The sequence below is a fragment of the Methyloterricola oryzae genome (assembly GCF_000934725.1).
Lineage (GTDB): Bacteria > Pseudomonadota > Gammaproteobacteria > Methylococcales > Methylococcaceae > Methyloterricola > Methyloterricola oryzae.
Genome location: NZ_JYNS01000005.1, coordinates 182,932 through 194,683, shown reverse-complemented (window position 1 = coordinate 194,683; position 11,752 = coordinate 182,932). Strand labels below are relative to the sequence as shown.

10 protein-coding genes are annotated in these 11,752 nt (G+C 63.3%); all 10 read right to left on the bottom strand.

Annotated elements, in window-relative coordinates; translation table 11 throughout:
- Positions 1–594 (bottom strand): type II secretion system protein GspM, encoded by a 594-nt coding sequence (gene gspM, locus EK23_RS09360; RefSeq protein WP_045225080.1) that lies wholly within the window; start codon positions 592–594, stop codon positions 1–3.
- Positions 563–1,657, bottom strand: a complete 1,095-nt coding sequence (locus tag EK23_RS09355) for a PilN domain-containing protein (protein WP_045225079.1) — start codon at positions 1,655–1,657, stop codon at positions 563–565. The genes gspM and EK23_RS09355 overlap by 32 nt, the downstream gene beginning before the upstream one ends.
- A gap of 7 nt (positions 1,658–1,664) precedes the next feature.
- Positions 1,665–2,603 carry a type II secretion system minor pseudopilin gene (locus EK23_RS09350; protein WP_052808070.1) on the bottom strand — a complete coding sequence of 313 codons (939 nt, stop codon included), beginning with the start codon at positions 2,601–2,603 and terminating at the stop codon, positions 1,665–1,667.
- Positions 2,600–3,247, bottom strand: a complete 648-nt coding sequence (locus tag EK23_RS09345; protein WP_045225078.1) for a prepilin-type N-terminal cleavage/methylation domain-containing protein — start codon at positions 3,245–3,247, stop codon at positions 2,600–2,602. Before EK23_RS09345 ends, EK23_RS09350 begins: the two co-directional genes overlap by 4 nt.
- Entirely contained in the window at positions 3,244–3,717 is a 474-nt protein-coding gene (locus EK23_RS09340) for a type IV pilus modification PilV family protein (RefSeq protein WP_145998612.1), read from the bottom strand. Before EK23_RS09340 ends, EK23_RS09345 begins: the two co-directional genes overlap by 4 nt.
- A 3-nt stretch (positions 3,718–3,720) precedes the next feature.
- Positions 3,721–4,230, bottom strand: a complete 510-nt coding sequence (locus EK23_RS09335; RefSeq protein WP_045225077.1) for a GspH/FimT family protein — start codon at positions 4,228–4,230, stop codon at positions 3,721–3,723.
- Positions 4,231–4,254: 24 nt separating this feature from the next.
- On the bottom strand, positions 4,255–4,689 hold the full coding sequence (gspG, locus tag EK23_RS09330) for a type II secretion system major pseudopilin GspG (RefSeq protein WP_045225076.1): 435 nt from the start codon (positions 4,687–4,689) through the stop codon (positions 4,255–4,257).
- A 52-nt stretch (positions 4,690–4,741) separates the two neighbouring features.
- Positions 4,742–5,959 (bottom strand): type II secretion system F family protein, encoded by a 1,218-nt coding sequence (locus tag EK23_RS09325; protein WP_045225075.1) that lies wholly within the window; start codon positions 5,957–5,959, stop codon positions 4,742–4,744.
- 2 nt (positions 5,960–5,961) lie between these two features.
- A complete protein-coding gene (gene gspE / locus EK23_RS09320) occupies positions 5,962–7,686 on the bottom strand; it encodes a type II secretion system ATPase GspE (protein WP_200892134.1) in 1,725 nt (574 codons plus the stop codon).
- Between the two features lie 223 nt (positions 7,687–7,909).
- Positions 7,910–11,635, bottom strand: a complete 3,726-nt coding sequence (locus EK23_RS09315; RefSeq protein WP_158002480.1) for a DUF1631 family protein — start codon at positions 11,633–11,635, stop codon at positions 7,910–7,912.
- Between the last annotated feature and the right edge of the window lie 117 nt (positions 11,636–11,752).

The window sequence follows — 11,752 nt, the reverse complement described above, 5'->3', positions numbered from 1 at the left end:
TCAGCCCGCCCGCATGTAACCGACCACGTCGAAATCCACGCTCAGCTTGTCCGCCACGCGGCCCGGCTTGCGCCCCGGCCCTACCGGCTGGATGATGCGGATGGGCCTCAGATTCAGATTCTCGATGAACAGGACAGGCTTGCGCGTTTCGAAGCCGTACAGCACATCCCGCAGTACCTGGGTGCTGCCGGTCATGCGTACCTTCACCGCGATGCGCGTGAACTGCTCTTCCTTGCGTTCGGGGATCACCTGGGTACTGATCAATTCGCCTCCCGCGCCCGTCACCGCGTCCTTGATCATGGACTGCAGATCGGCGGAAGCCAGCGCGGCAGTGTCCCTCGAGATAAAGCGCTCCTCCTGCTGACTCGCCTTCTTGATCTCGTCCAGCCGATTCAGCCAGTAATCCTTCTCTGCGGCGACACGGCGGAAGCGCTGCAGACGGAATTGCAGGTCATCGATGGTATCGCCGTATTCAGACTCCACCGAGAAAAACGGCATGAACACCACCAGGTACAGCACGACCAGCACCGCCACCAGCAGCCCGACCGCCGCCAGGCGCGAGTTACTCGGCCGCCTTTTCAGGAATTCTTCCATTCACTACCTCGGTGGCGATCTGAAACCGCTCCTGCCCGCTCGCCACGTCCTTGGTGACCGGCGAGACAAAGCTGGTGTTCTTGAAATAGGGTGAAGCCTCGAAGCGCTCGATCAAACTGGAGGCGGTGGGCGACTGCCCCTGGATGACCACCTTGCGATCGCGGTACTGGAGCCCATTGAGCCAGGTCTGGTCTGGCGTCACCTTGGTCATCTCCTCCAGCATGTCCACCATGGCCGGCTCGTTCTGCTTCTTGCGCTGCAGGAAACCATTTTCGTGAACCAGCTTTTCCGCATCGTTCTTCAGCGATTCGACTTCCGCTGCCACTTTGCTGGTGGCCTTCATCTCCCGTTGCAGTTGCTCGACCATGCCTTTGTTCATGGCGATGGGGAACAGCAGCACGGCCCCCAGCAGCAGCAGAAAGATGCCGGCGGCGACGCCGTTGAGGATCTGCGGCAGGGGATTGCGGGGCGGTCTGTATTTCTCCGGCAGCAGGTCATAGCCCAGCGGCTCGGGCCCGACGTCGACACGGATCGGACGCCAACCGGCAGCGGTCAGTTCCTCCATCAGCGGGTCCAGCTTGGCGCGGGGCGTGAGTACCATCTCGACCTTGATCTGACGGGTGTCGTTCAGCCGCTCGGCCACACGTGCCGCATAGTAAACCTGGTCCGCCTTGAACGGTGTCAGCCTGTCCATCTCGAAGGCGAGCACCTGCATGAGGTTCTCTTCCGCCGCGAACGGCAGCTTCATCGACTTGCGCAGGGATTGCTCCGGCAGCAGCAGCAGAATCACCTCGGCGTCCTCCAGTTCGACGTTCCCGCTGAACAAGGCTTCCCGCTGCTGTGAACCGGCGTCGTCCAGCAGGAATTCGCCCATCTCGCGCGCACCCGTCTCGTCGATCAGGGTGCAAGCGACGCCTTCGCCCGCCATGCGCAGAAACAGGCGCGGACGCCGGCGAATGAGGATCTTGCGGAGCCTTTCGGGAATCAGGAACGCCAGTTCTCCGCCCCACCAGCGGAAAAACTTGGCCACGTCCAGGTTGACTTGTGTATCCAGTTTGAGCATGAATGAGTCAGTTGATTGGCTGAATCCCCGGCGCATTGGGATCTGGCCGTTCCAGATTCAGCGGTTTCCATGCCATGATGGCAAAAGGCGCTCCGCCCCGTCCGCGCTGCCGCTTGATCACGGCGCGCACTCCAAAAACCTCTCCTTCCGGCAACCTTGATTCTGCTAGCACAGTATAAGCCATGTCGCCAACTGCCTGCAGGCGAATGCCATTGGGCTGCACCGGGAGCGGTGGCAACGGGGTGTTCGGCGGCGTCGTGCGCCGCATTTCCAGATACTGATCCACGATGGATGGCTCCAGGCCCGGCAGGGCCATGAGCGCCTCGCGGCTCGCCTTGGCAGGGTTGATGCCGTCCTGGCCGGTATAAAGGGTGAACAAGGGCTCCAGACGCCGGAAAAGAGCCGGGGTCATCCCGCGCACCAATTGCAACTCCTCCAGAGCCTGAAAATTGCGGTTGGTGGGGCCGTAGCCCTTGCCCGCGGCTTCGTACTCCTTGGACTCGGCACCGCGATTGCGGGTGAGGTCATCAGGATCGCGCCAGTCCAGAATCGCATCCGACAGCGCGGCGGCTTCGTCGGGGCCACCGGTGAAGCGCGTGAGCAGCGCCACCAGGGTGGCTTCCTGGGCGGCATTGATATCGATTTTGCCGCCTTCGTCCAACAGCCGCACGCGCACCATGCCCCCCGGAAGATGCACCTGATAGGGCGTGCCGTCGCTGCGCCAGCGCAGCTTCGGATCGGGGAGACTCTGCATCAGCATCGCGTAGTGCACGGCGGCGTCGGCCAGTGACATGCCCTGTGCGCGCCCCTGCACCGTGGTGAGCAGCCCGCTGTCGCGCTGCAAGGTCAGGGAGAAACTGCCAGCCATAATGGAAAACAGGGTGACTGCCCACAGCACAGCCACCAGCGCCACGCCCCGAACCGGCATGCGCCGCCCGGCCATCATCGCCGCACCTCCGGACGCGGCGCGATCACCAGGGGCGGCCAGGCTTCCTCGCCCGCCACCGTGATTTCGATGCGGACCAGCGCGGGCATGTTTTCCTCGTTCCATTCCTTGAGCCACTCACTCCTGCCTTCGAGTTCGTTCAGCTTGAAATAGCTGATGGCAAAGCTTTCAACATTCTCCAGGATGGTGACATCATCTATGGGATCCTGGACCTTGCCGGCGTCGCTGGGCGACAGCGGCCAAATGGTCAGCCTGAGTTCGGAACGCTCGTTCGACTGCACCCAATGCAGGTCAAAGCGGTACATGCCACCCAGGACCTGTGGCGGCAAGGTGCCCGCATATTGAAGCCAGCCTTGTTCTCCGCGAAACAGGAACTGGGGACGAAGCCCTGTCGCATCGCTGCCGAGCTTGCCCTTCGAGGGTGGCAGGAACAGCGGCAGGACGGCGCTGAGGTGGGTGCGCAGAAAGTTGGAGGTGACCAGCATGCGGCTGGTGCTCGCCGAACGCCGCTCCCCCGTGCTCCAGCTGTCCACGCCGATACGCAGGCTCCCCAGGATCAAGGTCATCATCACCGCGAGCAGGGTGGCGGCGATCAACACTTCCATGAGGGTGAAGCCTGCCTGGGCGGCCCGGTTCCCGCTCATCGCATGCGCCCGCCCAAACCATGGGAGTCGCTGGCGAGACGCAGCGTACCCAGGCTGAACTCGTGATAATCCCGGTCCTCGCCCCACTCCACCTGGGCCACCACCCAGTAGGGTTTGGCCGGCATGGAGTCCGGCAGGGGCAGTTGCTCGCCGACGAAAGGCTCGATGCGCAGCACCCAGCGATAGGTTTCATCCAGTTCGCCGCGGGTTTCGCCCGGTATGACCGGTGTTTCCAGGCCGACCTGGTCCAGCAGCGACTGGGCGAACAAAACCGCCTGGGCATGTTCGTCGGCGAGCGCGACCGAGCGCACCCCGCCGCCAAAAATGCGCAACAGCACCCCCAGGGTCAGCGCCAACACAGCGAAGGCGACCAGTATTTCGAGCAGCGAAAAGCCTCGCTCACCACCGCCGGTTCGGGCATGGGTATGCAAGGGTGACTTGCGGCAGAGGGAAACCACGGGAGGGTACATCGGTTACTCGGAGGCTTCGGCGTCTTCGCGCAGAACGATGGCGCCAGTCAGCCAGTTCACGTCGATCAGATTCTTCTTGTTGCCGGCCACCAGGGTCACGCGCCCCCCGGTGGCGGAGCCGTCCGGGTAGAATCGGATGCTGCCGCCACCCTCGCCTTGCAGTTCATGCTCGGCAGTGAACAACTCCAGCTTGATCGAGGACGGCAGACCAAAGTTCTTTTGCCGGCCGCTGACGCGATAGTAATGCTTTTCCACGTCCAGAAAGAAGGTCGCTTCCCGCCCCCGGCTGAGAGCCTGGCCACGCACATAGCGCAGGGCCGAGGCAATGTCGCCGGCGGCGGCTCGCATGCGCATGGCGTCAATGGCCGGCATCATGTTGGGAACCGCCACGCCCGCCAGCAGTGCCGCCACCACCAGCACCACCATCAGCTCGACCAGTGTGAACCCCCCCGCGCGCCTGACACCGGCGGCGCGGGAAACATCTGGGCGCCGCAGCGCCCTCGGACTGGGCATGGTGGTGCGGAGGCGTTGTGCGGTTTACTCCCAGCTCGCCACGTCCTGGTCTTCGCCGGTCCCGCCCTCAGCATTATCGGCGCCCAGGGTGAACAGGTCGAATTTGCCATGCTCGCCGGGCGCAGTGTAGTGATACAGGTTGTTCCAGGGGTCCGTGGGCACTTTCTTCTTGCGCAGATAAGGCCCATTCCAGGTCCTTGCGCTGCTGGGCGCTTCGATCAAGGCGTCCAGGCCTTCGTCGCTGCCGGGATAGCGGCCCACGTCGATACGGTACATGTCCAAAGCGGAGGCCAGTTCCTCGATCTGCAGCTTGGCTGCCTTGGTCTTGGATTCGCCCAGATGCTTCATCACCTGTGGCCCCACCAGGCCTGCCAGAAGGCCGATGATGGCGAGCACCACCAGGAGTTCGATCAGGGTAAAGCCGCGGGAATGACGGTTTGTGCGCTTTTCGGTTTGCATGACTCGGATTTCTTCAGGATGGAAGCGGTTGAAACGGAAGGCGGACGGTAAGCTAGAAGGCCAGGTCATTGACGCTGAGTATGGCCATCAGGATGGAGATGATGATGCCGCCGATGACGATGCCAAGGCCCACGATGAGTATCGGCTCGAGCAGGGCCAGAAGGCGTTGCACCGCGGTTTTCACCTCCTTGTCGTAGGTCACGGCCACCTTTTCCAGCATCTCGGTCAGGTGTCCAGACTCTTCCCCCAGCTTCACCATCTGCACCGCCAGGGTGGGGAACAGGCCGGAATCCACCAGGGGCGCCGACAGCCCGCCGCCCTCCTTGAGACTTTCCGCCGCATGGCCGATCTTTTCCACCACCACGCGGTTATTGAGAGTTTCCTTGACTATGGTCAGCGCCGTCAACAAGGACACGCCATTACCCATCAGGGTTGCCAGGGTGCGGGCAAAATTGGCCACCTCGACCTTGCGGATCAGGTCGCCCACCAGGGGAATGGCCAGAAATCGCTGGTCCCAGACATAGCGGCGGTCGGGATCGGCCATCTGGTAGCGAAAATAGCTGACCACCGCCATGAACACCAGAGGCAGCGCCCACCAGAAATCGCGCAGTCCCTCGGCCACGCCGATGACGATCTGGGTGGGTATCGGCAGTTCCTTGCCGGCGCTTTCGAACATCTCGTTGAACTGCGGCACCACGAAAGTCAGCAGCAGCAACAGGGAAAGCGCCGACATGGTGACCAGGATCGCCGGATACACCATGGCCGTGGTCACGGTCTCGCGCAATTCGCGGGAGCGCTCCAGATAGTCCGCCAGACGTTCCAGCACCTGCTCCAGTGCTCCGCCCGCTTCTCCCGCCCGGATCAGATTGAGATAAAAGCGCGTGAACACCCCGGTCTGCGCACCCAGCGCATCGGAAAGCTGCTTGCCGCCCTTCACTTGTTCGAGCACCCGCGCGATCATGGCGTTGAGCGGCGGCTGGGACTCGGTGAGTTCCACGAGCACCGTCAAAGCACGGTCCAGGGGCAGTCCTGCCTGCAGCAGGGTCAGCAATTCGTGGGTGAACAGGGCGATGTCCTTGCGCGAGATGCCGCTGCGCCCCCGTCCCATGCGCAGCCAGGCAAACGGCTTGGAGGATGCGGGCGCGATGCGGATGGGTAAAAGGCCCTCGCTCTGCAGGGCCGCGAGCAGGGCACCCTCGTCGGGCGCCTCGCGCTGTTCCTCGACGGATTCGCCCTCGCGGTTGACGGCTTTGTAGAAATAAAGGGGCATGTTTACGTGTCCGAAGTGACGCGCATCACTTCCTCGATGGTGGTCTGGCCCAGCACGGCTTTGCGCAGGCCGTCCTCGTACATGGTGAACATGCCCTCCTTGAGAGCCTGCTCCTCGATCAACCGGGCCTGGGCATGGCTCATAACCAGGCGGCGAATATCGTCGCTCATGATCAGGAATTCGTGGATACAGAGCCGGCCCCGGTAGCCCAGGTGATCGCACTGGTCACAGCCCACCGCCTTGTACAGCAGCACCTCGCGCTCGCGGGTGAAGCGCCGAAGGCGCATCTCCTCCACCACCTCGGGCAGCGCCGGATAGGTCTCGCGGCAATGGGGACAGAGCTTGCGCACCAGGCGCTGGCCCAGGATGCCATTCACCGTCGAGGTGATCAGGTAGTCCTCCAATCCCATATCCATGAGACGGGTCACGCCGCCGGCGGCGTCGTTGGTGTGCAGGGTCGATAGCACCAGATGGCCGGTCAGGGCTGACTGCACAGCGATGCGCGCGGTTTCCAGGTCGCGCATCTCGCCGATCATGATCACGTCCGGGTCCTGTCGAACGATCGATCGCAGGGCGCTGGCGAAGGTGAGGCCGATCTGCGGCTTGGTCTGGATCTGGTTGACGCCTTCCAACTGGTATTCCACCGGGTCTTCCACGGTGATGATCTTGCGTTCCGGCGTATTGATCTTGTGCAGCGCGGTATACAGGGTGGTGCTCTTGCCGCTGCCTGTGGGCCCCGTGATCAGGATGATGCCGTGGGGTGTCTCCAGCACATTCAGGAAACGGTTGAGCGCCTCGCCCTCGAAGCCCAGGGCATTGAAATCAAACTTGATGCTTTCCTTGTGCAGCAGACGGATGACCACACTCTCGCCGTACATCGTCGGAACGGTGGATACGCGCAAGTCCAGTTCCTTGCCCTGCACCTGCAGCTTGATGCGCCCATCCTGGGGTAGGCGGCGCTCGGCGATGTTGAGCTTGGCCATGATCTTGATGCGCGAGATGACCGCTGCGGTGGAGCGCACCGGCGGCGCCTCGACCTCCTTGAGGACGCCATCCACGCGAAAGCGCACCTTCAAGCGCTCCTCGAAGGGCTCCACATGGATATCCGAGGCCCTCGCCTCCACGGCGCGCTGCATGATCAGGTTCACCATGCGGATCACCGGCGCCTCGCTGGCCAGATCCTTGAGGTGCTCCACATCGGCCTCGTCGATCTCCTCGTCGCTGCCGAAGTTGTCCACCAGCTGGCCCATCAGGGATTTGCCGGCGCCCATCTGCTGTTCGATAGCGCGCTCGATCTCTGAAGGCAGGCCGACGCGCGCCTTCACCGGACGGTCGCAGGCCAGCGTCAGCGCATCCAGAACCGCCTGATCGAAGGGATCGGCCACCGCGACCTCGAACCAGTCATCGTGGGCCGCCAGCCCCACCACCCGGTTTTCCTTCAGAAAACGCGTGGCTACCGTCTCCGGCAAGGGCGAGGTGTCCGGGTACTCACCGGCTACGACCGGCGGTAATCCGCTGGTTTCCACCAGGGCATCGGCCACGTCGCGTTCGGACACCACACCGAGCTTCACCAGCAGTCCCGGCAAGGGTTGGTCGTCGGTTTGCGCGGACAGGCGCCGTGTGCGGCCGATCTCCGCCTCCCGCGCCTTTCCCTTGGTCACCAGGAATTCGGCGAATCGCGTATAGCCGTCTGCTGGCGGCGCCGCGGGTGGGGGTGGCGGACTCAGGGTGGATTCGATCTGTTGTGACGGAATGGCCAAGGGAACGCTCTCTCAGGTCATCGTTTCGCGGTATTACGCCAGGCTACTACAGCAGCCGTGATGGCCGGCAGGCATGTTAAGCCAGCGGACGATTCCAAGCATCTGTTTTAACCAATTTTTACACGGTATTGAAAAAACGCCAGCCGCCCGTGACAGGGAGGCCCTGCCCCGCGCGCGCCGTCCGTCTCTCTCAAACGCACGTTTCCAACTCAGCCATGGGCACCGGTTTCTGCACGGCGTAGCCTTGGGCATAATCGACCCCAATCTCGCGCAACTTGTACAAGATAGACTCGCTCTCGACGTATTCGGCGATGGTCTTTATTCCGAGGGAATGGGCGATGTCGTTCATGGATTTTACCAGGGCGTAGTCCGTCGCGCTTTCCGCCAGGTCACGCACGAAGGAGCCATCGATCTTCAGGTAATCCACTTCCAGGTTCTTCAGGTAGGAATAGGAGGAGAACCCGCTGCCGAAATCGTCCAGGGAAAACCGGCAGCCGTGCCGGCGTATCTGCCGGATGAACCTGCCGGCGCGGCCGAATTCCGACACGGCTGCGGTCTCGGTGATCTCGAAGGTGATCTTGTCCGCCGGCACATCCCGCCGGGCCAGCTCTTCATGCAGGAAATCCAGAAAGCTCTCGCTGTTCAGCGACTGCCCGGAGAGGTTGATGGAAAACCCGCCCAGCCCCGCAAAAACCTCGGCATGTCCACGGATCCAGGCAAACGTGGTCCGCACCTGCCAGCGGTCGATCTCGGACGCGCGGTTCCAGTGCTCCGCCGCCACCACGAATTCATATGGCGAGAGGGGCTGGCCACTGGCGTCCTGGACACCGAGGAGCACTTCGTAATGGGTGTGCGGATCGCGCTCCGGGAATATCGGGGCAATTTTCTGACACCGTGCGCTCAAGCGCTCCTGGGCCAGCACGCTGTCGAAACGGCCCGCCCATTCCATCACCTGACGGCGCGCCTCCAGCGATCTGTCGCCTTCCGCATAGATCTGCAGCCGGTTGGGGCCTTGCTCGCGGGCCGCCATGCACGCGGCGTCGGCGTTCTTCAAGAGCGCCTCAGGGTCTCCGCCGGCGCCGGGCACCATGGCCATCCCGAGACTCGCGGCCAGGGTGAAATGGTGTTCGCCCCAGCGGAAATGATGGTCGGCAATCGCTTGCAACAAGGCTTCCCCCGTGTGGCGGCTGGCTTCCTCGGAATCGGAGCGGAACAGCATGCCGAAACTGCTGTCGCCCAGCCGCGCCAGCAGATGATCGCCCTTGAAGCTGGCACGCAGGATGACGCAAATCTCCTTCAACAGACGGTCCCCGGCTTCCACGCCGCACAGGTTGTTGATGACCCGAAGCTGCGACAAATGAAGCATGCACAGCAAGTGAAAAGCCACTCCGGGGCCATTCTGGCTGAGCCTGGCGGGCAGTTGGCGGATGAATTCACGTCGGTTGATGAGGCCGGTCACGGCGTCGTGGCTGGCCTGAAACCGCAGCTTTTCCTGCATGGTCTGCACCAGGCGGCTGGCGGCCCGCTCCAGGAGCGGGAGTTCGCGATCCTCGCCGATACTGGCCTGACCATCCCTTAGGTACTGGGACAGTTGCCTGCCGCTGAGTTCCAGTTCCTTGTGTCCCTGGTAATCGGTGAACACGTAGCGGGGCGGAACCTCCCCGATCCATCCCAGGCGAAGCGGCGTCTTCACCCCCAGCGCGGCTGCGAATTCGAGCCAGTCTCCCACCCGGAATCCAGGCAATGGCGGTGATTCCTCAACGACAGCGGCCATTCCATCCTGTCTGGAGCTGTCCGGCACCGTGACCCGTTCGGCGGGCTTGCGTTCACCGGTGCCACTCTTGCCCAGGAGCACCGCCGTGAGCTCCAGGCCGATGCGATTTCGGATAAGGGGTTCCGGGCAGACCCTGGACAAGGCTTCGTCCACCGAACCGATCAAGCGGTGTGCCTCCAGGGCCGGGATGGCCTTGCCCGCATTCTCGGGCGCCAGCCAGAGCAGCAGCCGATCCAGTACTTCCAGCAGCGACAACCAGTTTTGCATCCCGGGACCTTCGCGCAAAGCCGCAAGCACCAGCAACTGACGCCATCCCGCATCAAGCAACTGCAGGACGACAGCGGGGACCACCCGACCGGCAATCCTCGCGTCTACGGCTTCGTTCACCGCATTGCGCGCCGCTTCCAGGCGGCCTTTGGCCTCGCAAGTTTCCTGCACGCGGGCCAACTGCCTGGCCCGGGCCTTGAGCAGCGGTGCGGTGAGCTTTTCCAACTGAGCCTTGGCCTCCTGGAACACGCCAGGATTATCCGCCGCCTCGCGCGCGATGCGTGCGGACAGGTCCTCGAGCGCTTGCCGAAGCGGGGGGCTCTCCAGTTCGCCCCTGGCGTTGGTCGCCAGCGCCAGGCGGTCCATCAGGTTTACCACGTCCCGCGCCGGATGCGATTCCCCGTGGATCAGGCTGCCGTCCGCCAGGGCAGCTTCCAGCAAGGGAATCTGCAGCTCCTGGAAATAGGGCCGGATGCCGGCAGGTATCCAATCCTGCGCCACCACGCTGTCCAGCAATGTGCCGAGGGTCTCGATGGTTTGCCGCTCGACCTCGCCCAGGAGCAGCGGTGCGGGCGCGGACGCTAAATCCTGCGTCAGTTCCGCCTCGATTCTCGGGATCTGCAAGTAGTCCACCCGTTGGGCCGCCTTGCGCGCCTGCAGACGCCGCAGCGCCTTGATCACGTTAGCCGTCTCGCGCGAAGCAGGCTGCACTCCCGCCGAAAGGGACGGATGCGACTGAGCGCACAGCTGCAGCAGGGCCCCGGCTGCGGCATATGGGGTGGGCCAGCCGTCGGGCGAGGCCTCAAGCGGCTGCGAGGGTGCATCTTCGGTCACAGCCTCCCCGGCAGATCCAGTGCCCGCGGAAGGCGACCGTCGGCCGGCAATCAGCGTTCTGCGGGCGACGGGCACCAGTCGGCCGGTGATTTCATCCAAACGTTGGTAGAGATCGCCCAGCCGCGGGTCGAGTACATGCCCGAAAACCCCGTAGATCAGCCGCTTGGGGGCATTGTCCAGTTGCAGATCGCTGAGCGCGGAACGGAATGCATGTTCGATCACGCAGGGGCCATAGGGGTTGTTGCGGCGGTTGATCTCCCGATGCGCCAGCCAGGTAAAGCGCTGCTCCATGCGGCGCAGTTCCGGCAGGTGCTGGTTCTCGACCCTGGCAATTTCCTCATTGACGTTCAACCAGTCTTCGAACGCGTCACTGTCCACCAAGCCAAGTTGGCCTCCATCGCCTCCAGCGCAGGGTTCTGACGGCGGGATTTCGAAGGTTTCCGCCTGCTGCAGCACATGATGTGAGAAGCGCTGCTCAATTTCCCCGCGGTGCGCTTTGAGGAGGCTCATGGCCTCGAAGTAGGTGGCCTGCTCGGCATTGGTTCCGGCGTGCTCTGCCGCATCCAGCAACACGGAGTCCACGTCAGCGAAAAAATCCGCGAGCACGGGGCTCAGTTGCACCTCCAGGGCCTGCCGGCAAATCCTGCCGACCGCTCCCAGTTGGATTTCCGACTCTCCGCCCTCCATCACGGCGGCCCGTCCCGGGGCGCGTACCGCCGCTTTGTCTCGCAGGGCTGCCAGGGCATCCGGTGGCGGCGCCTCAAGAAAGGCTATTCCGAGCCCCTGGTCGGTGACATGGGCAACACGCCCCGCCAATTGGAAACGGTGTCCGTCGTCAGTCGGGGGAAACTGCACCGTCACACGGACATCCCGCTGTGCGTCAAAGCGCAAGCCCGGCTTGAGTCTCAGAAATACGCCGCCCGCGCAGAAATCGCAGATCTCGCAAGCCAGGCTCCTCCCCCCTGGGAGGCGGACCTCGCCATCCTGCTGTACGCGCTGGCGGACATGGCGGCGCTTGTTCGGAACGGAGGACGGGCTCATGCCGTCCCCCGGTACCGCAGGGCCAAGCATCTCCTCGTCCCTGCTAAACTCATGAGGTCCCCTCGAAGGCTGGTTGAACGGTCATCAGGTGATGCGGAACTGACCCGTGACGGCGCG

Coding starts and splice junctions, on each gene's coding strand:
- EK23_RS09315 (WP_158002480.1), bottom strand. CDS start 11,635: ATGAGCCCGTCCTCCGTTCCGAACAAGCGCCGCCATGTCCGCCAGCGC.
- EK23_RS09355 (WP_045225079.1), bottom strand. CDS start 1,657: ATGCTCAAACTGGATACACAAGTCAACCTGGACGTGGCCAAGTTTTTC.
- EK23_RS09350 (WP_052808070.1), bottom strand. CDS start 2,603: ATGATGGCCGGGCGGCGCATGCCGGTTCGGGGCGTGGCGCTGGTGGCT.
- gspG (WP_045225076.1), bottom strand. CDS start 4,689: ATGCAAACCGAAAAGCGCACAAACCGTCATTCCCGCGGCTTTACCCTG.
- EK23_RS09340 (WP_145998612.1), bottom strand. CDS start 3,717: ATGTACCCTCCCGTGGTTTCCCTCTGCCGCAAGTCACCCTTGCATACC.
- gspM (WP_045225080.1), bottom strand. CDS start 594: ATGGAAGAATTCCTGAAAAGGCGGCCGAGTAACTCGCGCCTGGCGGCG.
- EK23_RS09335 (WP_045225077.1), bottom strand. CDS start 4,230: ATGCCCAGTCCGAGGGCGCTGCGGCGCCCAGATGTTTCCCGCGCCGCC.
- EK23_RS09345 (WP_045225078.1), bottom strand. CDS start 3,247: ATGAGCGGGAACCGGGCCGCCCAGGCAGGCTTCACCCTCATGGAAGTG.
- EK23_RS09325 (WP_045225075.1), bottom strand. CDS start 5,959: ATGCCCCTTTATTTCTACAAAGCCGTCAACCGCGAGGGCGAATCCGTC.